The following is an 18186-nucleotide window of genomic DNA, read 5'->3' as shown; positions in this document are numbered from 1 at the left end:
GACTCTTCAGGCTCATACGGATTAGCCCTTCACCTCTTTGTTAGAACCTGTTGATAGCTATCGCGGTTTCGCTATCTGAGCGACTGTTCCTTTCTCTAAGTCCATGGCCGCTACTTCTAGTAAGTTGCTCCCCGAATCCCCGCCGTACCCCTAGAAGTAACGTCCCAAAGCCTTAGAGCATTAGTGGCGTTCCGCCGGTTCCATGCTCCATAGCATCTCTAGTTCGTTTTGTTCCACTTGCGACTTTAAGCGCAGATGCCTTTCTACATGTGCGATAGCCTGCTCTTCTGTCATCGGTCCCACACCAATGCACTTAGGGTCATCGCACACGAAGAAGGTTTGTTCGCGAATGGCCATTGCTACCTAACTGTAGTGCTGCCACTTTGGTGCTATTGTGTGTTGCCTCCCTGAGCCCCGTTGTCTACGACTATTACGTCTCGGCTCCATCCTCCATCAGCTCGAACGATAGCGACACGAGTAGTCCATGGACTAGACCTAATCTCTGTCACTATTCCACGCGCACGAACGACCCCCACGTAAAAATTCTTCGCAGCGTCGTGCCGTACTGCAACTTCTCGCCTACGTGCCCGACTTGCGTTGAAGTATGCAAGAACACTACTACGGGGGTCATCAGATGCAAGGATCGCCCACACAAGACCGTGACGAGTCGTCTCTAGCCGGGCTGGCACTAGTTGTCCTGCAACGTTGAAGAGTGCAGGGAAGAGAGCCCAACCCCCATCACTGGCTAGTTGGGACGCTAGTTCAGCTTTACGTTCGGTAACATCCGTTATCGCTTCTGTTACATACATCCCCCGTGCCCCCTCTAGTACAGATGAGACCCCCACAGCTCACTAAGGGGAGGTGAGCAACGGGGGTAGACAAGGGTAGTTGTCTAGTACTTCAGATAGATGCCTTCCACCCCGTACGTAAGCAGCCATCCTTATTGATGACCACCCTGGTATTGGTTGACGTACCCGGGTTACAGAGGGGTGGAAGGCCAGAGCTGGGAGCAGGATTCGAACCCGCATTACGGTGCCCCGTGTTCTTTCCGTTGAACTATCCCAACAAGGATGCCCACATGGATATGGGTATCGGAACCGGATTATGTGATGTCCGAGATAACCGATCCCGTTCGACCCATGCCGGCATCTCAGAGTGAGGCACTGTTTATCAAGCACTGTCGTTTAATACCAGCCTGCCTAGCTGGTACCTCACTCTGTCGTACTCTCTTCCTTTAAAGTCGCGTGAGGCTGTTCACAGTCCTTCATCTCACGCTGTTTGGGGTGTGGCGCGTTCCATGACTGTGAGCCACACCGAAACCCGGAACTTGCAGTGATGGCTAGATGAGAACACCTAGTCGAACACTCAAGTAGTCCGGGGCAATGACTAGATGGCGAGAGTCGGAACTAACCGCTAAGTCTCGCGTTGTCTCCTCTTACCTAACGGCAGACCATCTAGTGAAGACTGAAGTCTTGTATGCAGCTTTCTTCGTCTTCAGCACTATCTCTCCAGGCTTAGCGCTACGCCCAAAGTCTTAGGTGTCAAACCTGCTTCAAAGTCATAGGTCTAACAAAGAGTTTCCTTCATCCACTGTTCAATTCGCCCTGGTCAGGGTGCCTTTTCACTCGCATAGGGAGGCATGACCCCCGTTCACCGATCTTGGGGGCTGGTCGTGCCCGCTTCAAGATCGGATCCCGTTCTGCTGTTGTGGGTCTGACACTACCCCTTGAGGTAAGCATGTCCATAGGCAATGGATAACGGTCAGATAACAGCTAGGAAGTTGCTGATCCACTGTCTAGAGCTAGTCTGTGCAGACGTCACTGCCTACAGCTATGCAGTCTCTCTAGAGTGGTTACGGAGCGTGAGAAAGGGTCGAATGCCCCTGTACGGCCCTGAGAGCCACGCTGACGGGCTTAACCCCCTCTTGGGTACCCGTGGACCAACAGAACGAGAAAGGGGCTTCCACGTCCACTACCAGCGACTATATTGCTTGTTGATCTTGATTCAGCCTGGCACCCTTGGCAAGGTTGCACCGAAGATGGGCAGCTTGGACATTACTAAGGGTGTGTCGGCCATCTCTGGCGATAGGGATGATGTGGTCTAGTGACGCGCTCTCAGGATGCGGGTACTCCAAGAACTTATTGATCTTGTTTTGACAGATACCGCAGATCCATCGATCCCGATTGAAGACGTACCCGGGACTGAACGTCTCAGCACTAGGCGCTCTAGTCACATGGTTGCGCATTGATGACTGGTGGTTGCGTCTCTTCCTAGCTTCCTCTCTCTTCTCATCCTTGCAGTCTGAACACGTCTGTCCCACAGACGGAAACATGTCCAAGTACTTGCTCTCTTTACAAACCTTGCATGTCTTCTCTTCTGGCACTTGGGGGTCTCCGATTGACTACTGACGTCATGGCTAACGCGGCCTTGTACTACACCAGGATTCTTGAGCTTAGGATCTTCCCGCTTCATGACGTAGCACAGGGACACTGCTCGTGCGATGAAGGGACGAACTGTACTCGACCGGGTAAACACCCCCGCATCGCGGATTGGCAGAAGGAAGCGAGCAAGCGACAGACCAAGGTTGCCCGTTGGTGGGAGAGGTGGCCTGATGCCAACGTAGGCGTCTTGACAGGACGCGCAAACGGACTACTGGTCATTGACATAGACCCTCAAAACGGTGGGTGGTTGTCATACCAAGATGCACTTGCAGGCCACTTGCCGTCTACTTACTCACCGATCACAGGGGGTGGAGGGCAGCACATCTGGTTGCGCTACCCCACGGGTAAGCAGATCACCAACCGGAACAACTTCCCCCGTGGCTTGGACGTACGAGGGGATGGGGGCTTTGTTGTTGCAGCTCCTAGCGTCACGAACAAGGGCCGGTACGAGTGGCCAGACCCCATGCTTGTCAGGATGGAGGACCTAGCCGAGTGCCCACCTCACATCATTGAGCGCTACCTGACTCCGGAGGACAGTGAGGGGGAGTTCGTTGCTGCCGGCTCTACAGAGCAGTACCAACGCCTGAACAAGGACGAACGCCACCGTATAGATAGGTACGTACAAGAGGCACTAGACCGTGAGCTAGACCAGCTTGAGGACCTAAACGAGACGGCAGAGTGGGACTCCGAGACGTTCAAGATTTCGTGCAGGATCCTTGAACTAGTCAAGGCGCCATGGTCTCCGCTGACGTACGAGGATGCAGTGAAAGCTATCTGGCGTGCAGTACCGGCGCCTGATGGAGCTGGTTGGACTGAGGAACGGATCCGGCAGAAGGTTGCTAGTGCATGGCAGCGTGTGAACTCGCATGACCTCGTTAGGCCCTTCCCGGAAGCTAAGACCGGCAAGACGCCTTCCACCCCCGATCAGGCTAAGGACGAACCCCCTGAGGAGTCTCGTCTAGTCCTGGTGTCGTTCGACTCCATGGAGCCCGAACCGTACGAGTGGTACGAGAAGAACCACATGCCTAAGCGGGGTGTCGTCATTCTTGCCGGCGAACCAGGAACCGGGAAAAGCACACTCGTTTGTTACTACCTCGCACAGGCTACCGGGGGTGCATGGGGAAGAGGCGGTATTGGGAATGCTCTCTACCTTGCAGGCACTGAGGACTCATTGAAGGACATCGTTAAGCCTCGTTTGATTGCCGCTAAGGCAGACGTTTCCAAGATATTCACGGTAGAGGTTCAAGTACGAGACGGTGAGGACGAGTACAACCGTCGCGCCTCGTTTAAGCAAGACATGCTAGCCCTACGCAAGACGGTGCGGGATCACAACATCAAGATGATTGCGATGGATCCTGCTAATACCTTCCTGGGGATCGATGAAGAGAGGGACTCCTACAGTGAGATTAGGGCAACGCTTGAGAAGGTTGTGCGCTTCGCTGATGAAGAGGGCATCTTGGTTGTCCTTATCAAGCACTTCAAAAAGAACCAGTCAGTTGGACCGCGTCTTGACGCTATGTCCCGACTGTTTGGCAGTGCTGCATGGGGTGAAGTTGTCCGCCATATGCTCGTGTTGCGGAAAGTCGATGACGAGATTAGAGAACGCAAAGCCCTTGATAGTGAGGATCCTGTCTCAGCGATCCTGAGCGTTGAAAAGAACTCCTACGGCAGGAACGCGGCAACCGGTCTGGCACCTACAGGATTCGCACTTGAGGAAACCAAGCTCAGCATTGGCAAACTGAAGGATCAGCCAACCTCTAAGTTCACGTACTTAGGCGAGCGCAAAGACCTCAGTGACTTGGACACGATTGCCGTCATGACTGATGAGCAAGTGGACAAGCGCATCAAGGATGAAGACTCAGCTAAGGAATGGCTGATTGAGACGTTACAGGGGGTGGGGGGCAGAATGGAGATCCAAGAACTTAAGCGAATTCATGGCAATGACGAGCGTTGCGGGGTGTCCTGGCGCACCCTCATGCGTAAGGCAGAGTCGTTAGGCATCGTGAGTGAGAAGATTGAAGGCGCTGAGAAGAACCGGAAAGCTTGGGTCTTGCCGGCCGATCTCATGCCTGGTCCTGATGAACTGAAGATGTAAGGACATGCGAAAGCCCCCGACTTTGAGAGTCGGGGGCTTCTTTACACCTCATAGTCTAGTAGGTCTTTGTCGGGACGGATGGACTCGGGAAGCTCTCGGAACTCTGCTACAGCTTCCTTGTATCGGCGAGTGAAGTAGTCGAGACTGCCTCGTGCTGCTTCCAAAACCACGGGGGTAGTGCAATCGTCACCTAAGATTTGCTTGGAACTCTCTATCATGCGCTTCATGTTAGAGAGATCCGAGTAGAGAGCACTCCTCACGTAGAGCGCTGCGGATTCGGGAATCTCAATCATGAGAGTTGCCATGAGGACACTGTGGTGTACCGGCGAGATGTAGCTTAGCGGGATCCCATAGTCCTTTGCCGTTGACGTAGACCTGTTGAGTGACGGACTCGCACTTGAAGTTGACCCTTTTAACCTCAGGGTCAAGAGATGCCATCATGGCCCATCGTTTCGCGACTGTGTAGTTTTCGCCCTGTCTTTCATAGACAGTCTTTGGCTGGTGGTAGATGACGCTGATTCGGAAAGTCATTGTTCCCTCCTCTGGTAGACCCATGGGGTAAGGACAGTCCCCGAGACTGCCCATCCCCAAAGACCTACCTATCGTTCATCTGCTTTGGTTCTTACCCGTTGGAAGAGAGAACAGAGAACCGTTACAGTCTGCGTTTCCCAGGTTGAGAGCCACCGTAGAGTCTCTAGGTCACCTTCACCTAGTTCGATGCCTTCTAGGCACATCTGAAGTGCGTTGTACCTATCGTCTTGACTTGCGAATCTGCCGTCATCATCTGTGATGGCGTCTTGGGGAACTTTCTGAATAGGTCCAGTGGGTATGTTTAGATACGTCACTGTCCATTCCTCGCTCTCGCCTTTTCTGCGGATTCGATGAAGTTCTGACCGATGGTTTCTGCCTGGTCTGGCGTGAGTTCGAGAACCACCATGCGACTAGGGTCTCTCTCCAGTACCAGAGCAATCTTAACTACGTACTCTCTTGCCGTGCCGTTGTTCTTGAGACCGTAGCCACCTATTGAAGCTCCCGGCTTAGCAATCCATACGTCTTTTTCTCTAGCCACCTGTGTACCTCTCGCTTGGGGATGACTAAAGGAGTCGGCACAATCGCCGGCTACCATAGCCAACACCTGTAGAGGTGAAGCCTCCCCCGTAGGGGAGGCTAACTACCAGCTCAGTTTCTTAAGATGGTCTATGACCTCTTCTATCTCAGTCAGGTGTGTCTCATCGTAGCCACCTGCCCGTTCAAAGATAGTGAAGCGCGACTTCTCCACCCACACCGATACCGGGGAGAGAGTGGAACCGCTCGTGGTCACGTAGTAGATGTGAGGTCCCCCGTGCTGAGCGGTAAAACGGCTGTAGAACTCGCTTGCGTCAAGGACCTTCCTCAGTTCCTTGGACATCTGAGCTTTGGTGGTGAACGTCATTGCTACCTCTCTTGGTTGATAGATCTATGGGGATAGACGGCTGTGACGCCATCCACCCCCATAGAGCGATCAGTCCGCGAACTCAGGCATCGTTGTTCTCTGTCTGGCAGTAGGTAGGTAGGGGAAGCTGTTGTGTCCATGTAGCGCCAGGAAGGCGACCAAGCCAGTTAGCTACCGCCTGTGCTGCCTCTTGAGGATCGATGCCCTTTAGCGTCTCGTACTGAGGGTCGGACACGATTTTCTCAGACCAGAACTCAAAGAGAGTTCCAACCTCACCGATGATGAATCCTGCTAGCGCTTGCTTCTCTTCTCTGTTCACGTGGCTACCTCTCGGGGTTGATAGATCTATGGGGAGTAGGCAACTGCCGTTGTCTACCCCCAGAGACCTATCACTCACGCTTTGGTAACTTCGGACGCTGCGACCCACACAGACTTGTTGCGAGAGTCTAGAACGTGAATGAACTCTCCATTGACATCGGTAATCTCTCCATCGAATGGCGAGCGTCCCTCGTACGTCACAGTGACTCTGTCGCCAACCTCGTATGCCATGGTTTTCCTACTCTGCCTCGTGGGGACCAGGGAGGGTACCAAACATGAAGGGTGCGTTCGTGCACTCCCAACTGTCGTCTTTGGCGTAGTACAGGTCAGTTTCTACGTCGTAGACAACTTCGGACTCACAATGCCGGCATACGTCGGTGGACTTTGTAGCCGTGAGTTCCTGAAACAGTGTCATCGTTTTTCCCCTCCCTTGCTGTTCTCGTCTTGCAGTTCAAAGACTAGTACTAGAGCTAGGCTGTGTCTAGAGGTTGGCCTAAGGTTAGTTCAGATTCTTTGCTAGTACTAACATGATCTGCTCGTACTGTTGGGACAAGATCAACTGTTAGTGAAGTTGTGATCATGGTCCATGGGGGGTGTGTGGCAACACTGTCCCAACTTCACAACACCCTCTGACCTGGGGATACGTGTTGTGACACGTGGCGCAACTGCCCTGTTGTGACAAACCCTGTTGTGTCAGTATTGACAGTATATATTGATCTTGTCTTAACTATATATGCAGGTCAGGGCCTGTTTTGAAGTTGTGACACGAATATGTACACACCCCCCCCCCCAGGGATAGATCATTACTGGCAAGTAACAAATGACTGCCTAGGTTAGGCAGTCATCAGACATGAACTAAGCCCTAGTCCTGAGACGGAGACTAGGGCTTAGTGGGACAGATGGTTGGACCCTCTTACTTGTTGACCACCAGACCCAAGACCAGCGTAGGTCTCGGGGGGTGGAAGGCGGTATGACCTGGGAAAATAGGTGGTCACGGATGGGTCACAAAAGGGTCACGATGGGGTAACATGGCGGTAGGGCGAGACCCGAGCGACCTTGACAACTGAACCCCTATGTCGGATGACCTGGGGAAACCATATGAAGATCATGATCTGTAGTGCCTGCCAGAAGCTGATCATGCCTGGTCAGCAGACCAGGGCAACCAAAGGCCGGCATCGGAGACCTATCCAGATGCACGCTGAGTGCTGGACTCGGAGACGAGCCCAGCTCAAAGACAGCGTGCATCTGGCTATGACCGCGCACTACAAAGCCATCGGTGCTAAGTGCGCCAGATGTGGGAGCGCTGAGAACATCACTGCTGACCACATCATCAGTAGAGAAGATGGCGGAACTAACGACCCTTGGAACTACCAACCACTTTGCCAAGGTTGCAACAGTAGTAAGAAGTGAGCGCACATGGCTAACTTTGTCTTTAACGTCGCACTAGGAATCTGGGGTTACTACGCCGGCCTACCGGCTACCAACGATGCACTGATCATGATTCCGATTGAGTCATCTGGTGTCGAGTCGGATGCGACGCTTAAGGACAAGGACACCTTTGCCGATGTGGTGTCGGGTGCGACGAATGAGCAGACCACGCTAGGACGTAAGACGCTAGGGTCCATCACTAACACTGTGAACGACACCAGCGATAAGCGCATTCTTGACTGTGCTGATGTGACATGGACTAGCACGGCAGGGAACGCGGTCAGTGATGTAGTGGTCTGCTACGACCCTGACACTACTGGTGGAACAGACGCTGACCTGATTCCGCTGTTCCTCTTTGACTGTTCGTTCACACCCGATGGCACAGACTTCACGGCAGTCATTAACGCTGCTGGATTAGCAGAAGCGGTGTAGTGATGTGCCAACCTTCGTCACAAGCTACAACGCTGATAGCGGAGCGTCATCTAACACCAACACGCTAACTACCACGACGTTCACGCCATCCAATGGGGACATCCTCATAGTGAAGATGGCAACGTGGGACACAGGGTCCACAATGAACGCGCCAACCGGAGGAAGCCAGACCTACACATCACGTGTGGTCTACAGTCCTCCGAGTAACCGTTGTTGGGTCGCTATCTACACTGCGGTTATCAGTGGTAGTCCGGTCAACATGAGCGTGTCATCCACGCACAGTGCTACAGCCTCTATGCATAGCCTGTGTGTAGAGAGATGGTCGAGTGCGTCATTAGCAGGGACGCCAGTCACACAGACTGCCAACGGGGATGGCGGAACTCCATCAGCATCGCTCACTACCAGTGCAGCTAACTCGGTAATCAGCGTCGTCAATGCCGACTGGAACGGGAACAGTCCTACGGGCACGACGTACTTAGGTAGCTCCACACAGACCTTTGTCTATACGGCACCCTCTGAGGGACTAACCACTCAATGGTATTGGAGACAAGCCGTAGCGAGTGCAGGCGCCACGACGTTCGGACTGTCAGCGCCTTCAGGACAGACATGGACACTCGCCGGCATTGAACTGCTTCATGCAGGGGGACAATCAGTCACGCTCGGGACTGTGACAGACACCAGCTCTGCACTGACGGCTAGCAGAACGAAGCGACGAACTTTCCTCGTGGTGACGGACACAGCTAGTGCTCAGGTCCTAGCGAGGATCAAACGTCGCACCTTGAGCGTGGCCAGTGAGACCAGCACAGTAGTAGGACCCCACAAGGCTAGAACCCTGGGGGTGGGGGGCGAGACAGACACCGCCCTAGCAGTGGGACGAAGCAAGAGGCGTTCACTAGGGGCTGTGAGTGAAGCTGAGAGCTTGCCGACCCTGGGACGGACTAAGTCCACGGGGCTAGGGTCGGCAAGCGAAAGCGATGGACTCGGAACACTGAGCAGGACCAAGACTCGGGGACTCAGCACGGTTGGGGAGTCCGGTTCGGCATCAGGAGTCAGCGAGGCTAAGACTCGTGTCCTGGGGGCTGGAGTCGATAGCACTACGGTGCTGAGTCTTGCTCGTGCTAAGGTCCGTGGGATTCAGGTAGTCAGTGAAGTCGAGTCGGCTCATGGGATTGTGGCGAGAGCCAAGGTTCGGAATCTCGGATTAGCGAGTGAGACGGACAACGCCCTACTCCTAGGATCAGGGCTCGCTGTTGTGCTCGGACTCGTCAGCGAAACGAATAGTGCGCTAGCGCTGAGTCGAGTGAAGCGCGGTGCGCTCAACCTAGCGAGTGAAACGAGTGCGGGGATCGGGGTTGCGAGAACCAAGCTTCGTGGACTCGGGACTGTGGGAGAGTCGGGATCCGGATTCGGGATCTCGCGAACTAAGCAACGCGGGATTGCGAATGTCTCGGAATCTGACAATCCCTATACCCTGGCTAATGGGCAACGTCTAGTACTCGGGGTAGTACAAGAGATTAGTGCAGCACTTTCCTTGGTACTAGAGAGTGCCGTTGTTGTAGAACAGGGGCTCACGGATTCATGGGCTTTGAGAAAAAACAGGGCCAATGATTTTAGGCGAGCCTAGGAATTTTAGGTAAGCCAGGATTTTAGGGCAGGCTAGGATTTTAGGTTGGCCTAGGATTTTAGATTCTAGGTAATTCATGGATTAATGCTAGGGGGTGGTGCCTGATGGCAGGCATGCCCCCTATGTATTTATGTAGGGATATATGGTGCTGGCTAGTACCCCATAGCGCATACCCCATAGTGTGTGGTGCATATAGGTGTACTAGTAGGGCTGTTATATACCCCATGTGTAGTGCTTACGCATAGTGATGAACCCCCATGCTGCATAGTGCCGATAGGCATAAGAAATGTCCCATAGGGGTCAAAAATGAGTGCTATGTCCGAATTTCTCTAGGACCCTGGTCTCTTGCTAAAACTGAGGGAGTGTTTAGCGATCTTCCTTAGTAACTAACAGTAGTCAACCTCTGGGAGAAACCCCTCATGACTAGAGGGAGACCTAAACAAGCCAATGTAGTTGATAGGCGCGATTACCAGAAAACAACGCTCGCACATAAAAAGACTGGCTATTTCGATCCGCCGGCGGGAATTAATAAGTACGCGTTAGAGGTATGGCGCACTTATTGGGATGACCCGGTTAGTGATATTGCGGCGACGGTAGATAAGTCGCTTATTACGCGATGGATTAAGCTGGTTAGTTTCTATCATCAATTGGTAGAGCAGTATGAAGAAATGCCAGTCACCTATGACGAGCGTATGCGCATGCGCCCTAACGTCACTTTCACCATGGCCCAACAGGTGTTGAAGAGTTTGGAACTCTGCGAAGCACAGCTAGGCATCGGTCCCAAGAACCGAGTCAATCTCGGCGTGACGCTAGCGAGTGCTGCGAGAAGCTTGGACGCCATTAACAACGAGTATGAGGGGGGAAAGGTGCAACCTAGCAATGACCAGCAACGCGTTAGAACCGATCCCCGCGTCTCCCATATCGTTGGAAGAGTTGAGACGTAAGGCAACAGCCTGTCTTAACTGCGACTGGATGCCGGGGGTGGAAGGCGGGTATCTCTGGCCAACCATGGGCGATGTCGCAGCTAATTGGATAGAGGACAACGTAGTCCTAGGTGAAGGCGACTACTACGGACAGTTGATGGTCCTCCGAGAGGACCAACTCAACTTCCTCTACCGCTGGTATGAGTACTGTCCGAACTGTGGTTACTGGCACTATGACCGTGCACTGAGATTGGCTGCTACTGGTGACGGAAAGACTCAGTTCTTCGCTGCGATCATCACGCTTGAGTTTGCCGGCCCTGCTGGTATCGCCCCTGAGTCGCCTAACATCCCTGTTGCGGCGGCAAGCTGGGAGCAAGCGGACTTGCTTTTCAAGGCAGTGTCCGTCATGTGTGGAGGTACCAAAGACGCTGCCGTCCCTCAATCTCCGCTCTATGGACAGTTCAACGTTCGAGACGCTGAGATCTCGTTTGCTGACGGCAGACCAGGACGGGTATTTCGTACGGCTGCTGTTGCAGGAACCAACGAGGGCGGCTTGCCCTCACTCTTTGCCTGCGATGAGATCCACGAGTGGGGAGCGTTAGGCGACACTAAGGCTCGCCGGCATACCGTCATTAGCAAGTCCACTAAGAAGCGGAACATCAAGCTCAATGACGGTAGCGGTAGGTCACGCGGCCCTGGTCGAGTCATCAACATCTCTACTGCGGGGTTCGACAGACACACCACGATGTTGGGTGCCATGTATATGCACGCTAAGCGTGTCCTTCATGACCCCACCATTGATCCCAAGTTCTTAGCGGACATCTACGAAGCGCCTGAAGGACTCGACTATGAGAACCCTCAGCATCGCGAGATAGCGGTAAAGGCTGCTTCTAAAGGCGCTGGAATCATCTGGAACGTTCGGGACAGAGTGAATGCCTGGCACGATCCAACAATGGAACATCACGAGTGGATTAGGTACTTCGCTAACCGTTGGGTTGACGTCGCTGAAGACTCGTGGATGAAGGACCATCCTCAAGCGTGGTCTCGTTGTCAGGGTGAATGGATTCGCAGCAATGAGAATCCGTTCGTTATTGCTGTAGACATGGCGCTCAAGCATGACAGCGTTGCCGTGCTTATCGTCGAACAACTTGAGGATGGGCGTACAGGCGTCACGCCTAAGTTCTGGCGAGCTAAGGACTACGGGGGTCGCATCCCACACAGCGACGTGTGGCGTTATATCAAGAGTCAGGCAACGGGGCTTGGTTTCAAGGGTGTTGTCTACGATCCCCGCTACTTTGAAGTGCAAGCCAACCTCTTAGAAGAGGAAGGCATTCCGGTCATTGAGTACGACCAGAATCCGCAACGTATGGCGCCAGCATGTGGACTCGCTTTCGACAAGATTCTGAGTAAGTCAATAGTTCATGACGGCAACCCTGATCTGTGGTCCCACATTCAAGGCGCCTGTAGAGCAGAGCAAGAGCGCGGGGGCTTCACTTTAAGGAAGTCAAAGAGCAAGGGTCACATTGACGGGGCAGTTGCTCTGTGCATGGGTGTGTGGGTACTCCATGCAATGGATATCGGACCATTCACACCTATTCACGGGAAGTTGTACGCATGACGACTATGACTCAGAGGGTGGAAGGCGTCCTAGAGGAGTCCAGAAAGATTGAATTCCTCAAGACAGTGCAACTCTGGTTTGCCGCCATCTTCTACGCCATCGGTTGGGTAGTCGGCAAGTCGTTCGTAGTGCTCTGGCGGATTCTGACGTTCTTATGGGTCGCGTTAGTTGTGGGCTTTAAGTCTGCGAAAGGGGGGTAAGTGGGCATCCTGGATAAGATCCGGGCGTACAAGGAACGAAGTTTCGCGCCTGGTGTAGCCGGCCTTCCAAACTTTGGATTCGGCGATTACTTCGGACACGAGGGTGTTCACAGCCCTGAGGAGTATGGCGACTTCTTAGCCACCAGCAATGAGATCTTCTCTGCTGCGATGCTGAGAGCGCGTCTACTGTCCTCTCTCAACCTCAAGCTGTACAGAGGTAGAGGTCAGAGTAAGCAGATTGCGGAGAACTCGCCGGCAGGTAAGCTACTCAATTACGTTAACCCGTTCTGGACTCCCAAGCGCTTAGCCCGTATGGATGAGTTGTCCATGTGCCTATGGGGCGAGACCTATTGGGCCATTGAGCGCAAGAACGGAAAGCCTTCTGAGATCTGGTGGATGAAGGCGCCTAGGGTTCGTCCCGTACTTGATGCTGAGAACTACATCAAGCATTACCTCTATGAGCCTGTTGCAGGTTCACAGCCCATCAGGTTTGAGCCAAATGAGATTGTCTGGTTCCGCTACCCGAACCCGCTAGATGAGTTCACGGCTATCTCTCCAGTGGTTGCTGCCCGGTTAGCTGCCGAGAGCGCGTCAGCCATGATGAAGTCCAACAAGAACATGTTTGTCAACGGGCTTAGGTTGGGTGGCATCATCACCCCAACCGACAAGGTGACGTTTACTGAGGAACAAGCTACTGACGTAGAGATGGCACTAGAGCGCCGTGCTACGGGGGTCGATAAGGCGCACAAGTGGCTGATCCTGCGGTATGAGGCACAACTTCAAGGCTTGAACGTCAGTCCTAAGGATGCTGAATTCTTAGGTGGCCTTCAGATGACCCTGAAGCAGATTGCCAACGCCTACGGCATTCCGGTTGCGCTCCTCAACGACATGGACTCTGCGACGCTCACTAACTCGCGAGAGTATCAATCCATCCTCTGGACTAATGCCCTCAAGCCTGACGCCGAACTTAAGGCAGAAGAGATAGAGGAGCAATTCCTACCGCTGTTTCCTGGCACTGTTGACCATTGCGCCTACGACTTCACAGAGGTTGAACCTCTCCAGGAAGCCAAGAGCGAATCGTGGATGCGAGAACGCCAGGCCATCGACGTAGGCCGGTACACCATTAACGAGATTCGCGCTCGCAACGGTGAACCGCCCGTTCCATGGGGTGATGTCTGGTGGGCGCCTGTGAACAAGTTCGCGGTCAGCAATGCCGAGTCTGAACCGCCTTCCACCTCACAGCCGGCAGACGACACGGACCCTGAGACTAAGAAGGGCGAGACGGACGATCCGACTCCCCCTGAGGTATCGGAAGACGATACACGAACCCTCTTTAAAGCACTGGAACTAAACGGAAGGATGCCGCGATGAATCGTGGTTACATCCGTGGCCACGTGGAACGGGGGAGTGCCAAGGATGGCCCAATCCGTTTTGTTGCAGCCACGGAGGGTGTGAAGAGAGACGGCATTGATCTCAGGATGCAGGGTGCAGAACTCGATAGGTTCCGTGCTAACCCTGTCATCCTGTTCGGTCATAACTCGTGGGGACGTCAGAACCTTCCCATTGGTCGTGCTGACAATGTGGGGGTGGAAGGCGATGCCCTCATGATGGATATCAGCTTTGACCAGGAAGACGATTTCGCGCGGACTGTAGAGCGCAAGATTCGCTCTGGCTTCCTCAATGCCGTGTCCATCGGTTTTGATGTTCGAGGTTGGGAAAAGCCAGGACAGAACATGTGGAACGGCGGTGTCGCGACTAAGTGGGAACTGTTCGAGACGTCCGTTGTCCCCGTTCCCATGGATGAGAGAGCCACCGTCGAAAGTGGTCGCTCGTTGCATGACGAAAACCTACGTCAGTACATCCAAGAGCAGATTGCCAAGGGCTTTAAAGAAGAGTTCCAACGGTACTTTGCTGAGATTGACAAGCGAGTGCAGGTTACCGGAGTGGACGCCCAACGAGTGATGGCGTCGCTTAAGTTTGGAGGGGAAAACTAAATGAGTGACACTATCACTCTTGAGCAGTTAGCCGAGAACATCAAGGCGCGTCTTGACGGCATCAGCGATGACGTTACCGAGCGCATCTCGGATGCCAAGCTGAATGAGCTGATCCGGACTAACCTCACGAGCGTTCTGAGTGACCCTGAGGTTGTTCGTAAGATTCGGTTTGCCCAGGATGAGCCTGCCGGCCAACTTGTGGGTACGAAGTACGCCCGTTGGGGTCTGAGCGTCTCTGACGTTGAATGGCTGTATGACCTTCAGACGTCTCTGCGTGGCCTTCCTAGGCGCGGTGGGGGTGTCCATGGGGGTCCGTCTGAGGAGCTGACTCGGACCTTTGAGGCTATCTCTGATGCTCGGTTCGTTCCGATGGACCAGGTACGCGAGATGGACCGTAAGGCGATTGATGATGTCTTCCCGCGCATTCCCTTCTCTGCCTTCCATGGCGCTGACCGCAAGTTAGTTAAGGCCGGCAAGTACGAACTGACGGAAGCCTACGCTAACGCTATTCGTGCTATGGACACTGCCGAAAGCGGTTTTGGGCAGCAACTCATTGGCGCACAGTACGTGCATGACCTCTGGGAGGCACCTCGCCGGCTAGGCCGTGTGGCGCCTCTTATCAATACCTTTGAGATGACGGACCCTACGGCTTACCTGCCGGTTGAGGCTAGTCTTCCTGAGCTGCTGTTCGTCGCTGAGTCCACTCTGAATAACTCTTCCAACTACCCGACTGTGAAGACGGGTAGCAACAGAGTTCAGGTGGACGCTAAGAAGTTCGTCATTCATCAGATGTGGTCTGGTGAGATGGAGGAAGACAGCATTATCCCGTTCGTTCCGTTCCTGCGTATGCAGGCTGCTAACAGCCTCGCTCACTACCTGGATTCGCTGGTTCTGAACGGTGACAACACCAATGCTGCCACGGGCAACATTAACCTTGACGATGCCGACCCGGCAGACACTAAGCATTACCTCGCTTACGATGGCATTCGTCACGCGGCCCTGGTGGACAACACCGCTAATGCTCAGGACGTTGGTGGTACGGCTTACACTTACGATCACTTCCTGAACATCAAGGCTAAGATGCTGGACTACACTAACCTCATGGATTGGGGCCACCCCGTCAATCCGGAGGATTTGGTTTACGTCTGTGACCCTGAGTCCAGCGACAAGATTAGTGCCCTTGATGAAGTGCTGACCGTTGACAAGTACGGTCCTGGCGCCACGGTGCTTAATGGCGAGTTGGCGCGTATCGCTGGTCGGCACCCTCTGATTTCGAGCATTGCCGTTCCTAAGACGGAAGCTGACGGCAAGGTTTCCAACACTGGCGCGAACAACACTCTTGGTCAGACTGTGGTGTTCAACCGTCGGGGTGCCGTTCTCGGTTGGCGTCGGCGAGTCATGGTTGAGACCGAACGTCTCCCCGCTACTGACCAGACTCGCATCGTCTACAGCCTGCGTAATGGCTTTGGCCGCTTCACTCCTACCGGTGCTGCTTCCGGCATTGAGTGGGCTGCTGTTCTCTACAACGCTTCGTTGGCGCCGTAATGTCTGTTGTAACGGTTGTTCCAGCGGGGACGCGCACGGTTTCAGGGTCGCAATCGTTCAATGGTTGGTCTCCTGATTTGCCGTTGCACGTCCAGACGCAAGTATCTAGCGTTAATGGCACATCCCCATCTTTAACTGTCGCTATTGAAGTGTCGCTAGATGGCGGTAGCACTTGGACAAGCATCGGGCAAAGCATGGCCATTAGTGGCATTGGCGTAGCGCGACGTACCTATCTGAACGATTCCGCGTTTAGTTTCTCAGACTTGTTGCGGGTCTCATGGGTGATTAGCGGAACCAGTCCGAGTTTTGACTTTAGCGTAATTGTCCACGCTAAGCCTTAGTTTCTAGGGGTCGCTCTGTCTTTTTGAGGGGAGGACAGAGCGACCCCTCTTTTGGAGGTTTCTTATGCTCACCACTCGTATTGAGCGAATCATTGCTAAGGGTCAGTTAGTCCCGATCACCTTTGGCCTGAACGACGTAGCCGTTTCTCAGACCGACGTCCAACTGCCGGCCTTCACCGGTAACGCGGTAGGCGCGATTATGCCGTTTGCCGGCGAGATCGTAGCTGTCTCCTACTTGCTGAGTGCTAACAAGACTGCCGGCTCTCTCACCATTGGCCCTACGGTCGGTGGCACTGAGAGAACGGCTCTCACGCTCTCTGCTGCTAACGGTGTGGCGTCTGGTCGAAAGCTGGTCAAGCGCATTACGGCTACGTTCGCTGCTGGTGCTGAGATTGGCGCCGAGATTACGACTGACGGTTCTTTCGCAGCAGGCGCGAACCCAGATCTGAGTGTAACGGTTTGGGTCATCCTCAGTATTGAGGGGATCTAGTGGCGAACTATCGTGTGCACCACGTCTATTACTCGGAGAGAGACGGCAAGCATTACGGGCCATGGACTCCAGGGGAGATTGTAGAACTCGACCCTGAGACGGCGGAGTGGATGAATCGGGACTCTGAAGGGGTCCTAGAGCTGGTCCCCGAGAGTAAGCCGGCCGAACGCGAGATGCCTTCCACCCCCAACCGTCAGCAGAAGCGTTCCCCCAGGAACCGTTAGTGAGGGGAGGGTTGTATGCCCGTTGTTAATGGCTACTGCACTGAAACTGAACTGAGAGCGTGGATGGGGGATGGGAGTACGATCCTCTCCACCAACGTGTTAGAGGGTGCGATTAATACCGCGTCCCGAATGATTGACAGGCATTGCGGTAACCGGAAGTTTTGGAAGGACGCTAGTCCGACTACTCGGGACTTCAGGGTTCGAGACTCCGACGTTGTTTGGATTCAAGACGTCACGCTTGATACGCCGCTAACTGTGAAGACTGACGACATCGGAGATGGGTCGTTCTCTACTACATGGGCAACGTCTGACTATGAACTGAGTCCGTACAACCAGGAAACCCCAAGTGCGTTCTACCGGATCCATGCGCTAGGACGTTCGTTCCCTGTGAACTCGTTTCGTCGAACGTTACGGATCACAGGGACGTTCGGATGGACGGCTGTTCCCGACCAGATCCACCAGGCATGCCTCATGAAGGCGAACCTTCTCGTACTTCGCAAGGATTCGCCTTATGGCGTTGCGGGATTCTCCGAGTACGGGCCTGTACGCCTGCAACGCATTGAGGATCCTGAGGTGGTCAGACTCCTAGCCCCGTTCGTGCGTTCTGAGATCGGCGTTATCTGATGGCAGACATTAAGACGATTCGCACTGCCGTCATGAACACCATTCAGACAGGCATTCCAGGTATCAAGTGCTACCGGAATATTCCCGAGAACGCGCTAGTGCTTCCCGCTGTCATTGTCCAACCGGTCACGGCTGACTTTGATGTGGCGTTTGGTAGAGGCACAGACCAGATTGATTTCACGTTGCTCGTGCTGGTGGCGTACAACCACTTAGAGGTTGCACAGGACAACTTAGACCCCTATCTCTCCGGTAGTGGTTCCAAGTCCATCAGAGAGTGCATCTGGAATAACAAGACTCTGGGGCTGGAGGGCGATGTGAACGCCCACATTAGCCGTATGTACGACTACGGGAAGCGCTACAACGGTGAAGGCCAGGGACAAGCGATTGAACAGCTAGGCGCCCGGTTGGATCTGGTTGTTTACACAAGGGGGACTGTCTAATGGCTAGCTTTCCGCTG

Annotated in this window: 14 protein-coding genes and 1 tRNA gene; 10 read left to right on the top strand and 5 right to left on the bottom strand. The window is 53.9% G+C overall.

What is annotated here, in order from left to right:
- Nucleotides 1-1001 precede the first annotated feature (1001 nt).
- Together ACIBI9_RS31400 and ACIBI9_RS31395 are read right to left on the bottom strand one after the other, a co-directional pair.
- Nucleotides 1002-1066, bottom strand: a tRNA-OTHER gene (locus ACIBI9_RS31400).
- A 915-nt stretch (nt 1067-1981) separates the two neighbouring features.
- On the bottom strand, nt 1982-2245 hold the full coding sequence (locus tag ACIBI9_RS31395) for an HNH endonuclease (RefSeq protein WP_397227325.1): 264 nt from the start codon (nt 2243-2245) through the stop codon (nt 1982-1984).
- A gap of 119 nt (nt 2246-2364) precedes the next feature.
- Between ACIBI9_RS31395 and ACIBI9_RS31390 the strand changes: the two genes are divergently transcribed.
- The gene (locus ACIBI9_RS31390; protein WP_397227093.1) at nt 2365-4536 is read left to right on the top strand and encodes a bifunctional DNA primase/polymerase; all 2172 of its coding nucleotides are present in this window, start codon (nt 2365-2367) and stop codon (nt 4534-4536) included.
- Between the two features lie 841 nt (nt 4537-5377).
- On the opposite strand, the gene ACIBI9_RS31385 is transcribed toward ACIBI9_RS31390, so the two are convergent.
- From ACIBI9_RS31385 to ACIBI9_RS31375, 3 genes are all read right to left on the bottom strand, one after another.
- Nucleotides 5378-5605: a hypothetical protein gene (locus tag ACIBI9_RS31385; protein ID WP_397227091.1), complete on the bottom strand. Its 228-nt coding sequence runs from the start codon at nt 5603-5605 to the stop codon at nt 5378-5380.
- A 102-nt stretch (nt 5606-5707) separates the two neighbouring features.
- On the bottom strand, nt 5708-5968 hold the full coding sequence (locus ACIBI9_RS31380) for a hypothetical protein (protein WP_397227089.1): 261 nt from the start codon (nt 5966-5968) through the stop codon (nt 5708-5710).
- Between the two features lie 82 nt (nt 5969-6050).
- The gene (locus ACIBI9_RS31375; protein ID WP_397227086.1) at nt 6051-6287 is read right to left on the bottom strand and encodes a hypothetical protein; all 237 of its coding nucleotides are present in this window, start codon (nt 6285-6287) and stop codon (nt 6051-6053) included.
- 1079 nt (nt 6288-7366) lie between these two features.
- Here ACIBI9_RS31375 and ACIBI9_RS31370 point away from each other — a divergent pair.
- The 9 genes from ACIBI9_RS31370 (at nt 7367) to ACIBI9_RS31330 (ending at nt 18169) form a co-directional block, all read left to right on the top strand.
- Nucleotides 7367-7696, top strand: a complete 330-nt coding sequence (locus ACIBI9_RS31370; RefSeq protein WP_397227084.1) for an HNH endonuclease — start codon at nt 7367-7369, stop codon at nt 7694-7696.
- A gap of 6 nt (nt 7697-7702) precedes the next feature.
- Entirely contained in the window at nt 7703-8146 is a 444-nt protein-coding gene (locus ACIBI9_RS31365; RefSeq protein WP_397227082.1) for a hypothetical protein, read from the top strand.
- Between the two features lie 2043 nt (nt 8147-10189).
- Nucleotides 10190-10714, top strand: a complete 525-nt coding sequence (locus ACIBI9_RS31360) for a hypothetical protein (protein ID WP_397227080.1) — start codon at nt 10190-10192, stop codon at nt 10712-10714.
- The gene (locus ACIBI9_RS31355) at nt 10650-12311 is read left to right on the top strand and encodes a terminase TerL endonuclease subunit (protein WP_397227078.1); all 1662 of its coding nucleotides are present in this window, start codon (nt 10650-10652) and stop codon (nt 12309-12311) included. Before ACIBI9_RS31360 ends, ACIBI9_RS31355 begins: the two co-directional genes overlap by 65 nt.
- A gap of 200 nt (nt 12312-12511) precedes the next feature.
- Nucleotides 12512-13882, top strand: a complete 1371-nt coding sequence (locus ACIBI9_RS31350) for a phage portal protein (RefSeq protein ID WP_397227076.1) — start codon at nt 12512-12514, stop codon at nt 13880-13882.
- Complete coding sequence (locus ACIBI9_RS31345; RefSeq protein ID WP_397227074.1) at nt 13879-14505, top strand: HK97 family phage prohead protease; 627 nt, start codon at nt 13879-13881, stop codon at nt 14503-14505. The genes ACIBI9_RS31350 and ACIBI9_RS31345 overlap by 4 nt, the downstream gene beginning before the upstream one ends.
- Nucleotides 14506-16050, top strand: a complete 1545-nt coding sequence (locus tag ACIBI9_RS31340) for a phage major capsid protein (protein ID WP_397227072.1) — start codon at nt 14506-14508, stop codon at nt 16048-16050.
- 405 nt (nt 16051-16455) lie between these two features.
- Nucleotides 16456-16881 (top strand): hypothetical protein, encoded by a 426-nt coding sequence (locus ACIBI9_RS31335; RefSeq protein WP_397227070.1) that lies wholly within the window; start codon nt 16456-16458, stop codon nt 16879-16881.
- A gap of 880 nt (nt 16882-17761) precedes the next feature.
- Nucleotides 17762-18169: a hypothetical protein gene (locus ACIBI9_RS31330; RefSeq protein ID WP_397227068.1), complete on the top strand. Its 408-nt coding sequence runs from the start codon at nt 17762-17764 to the stop codon at nt 18167-18169.
- Nucleotides 18170-18186 lie beyond the last annotated feature (17 nt).

The sequence above is a fragment of the Nonomuraea sp. NPDC050451 genome (genome assembly GCF_044458585.1).
This window is presented reverse-complemented; position numbering and strand designations above follow the sequence as displayed.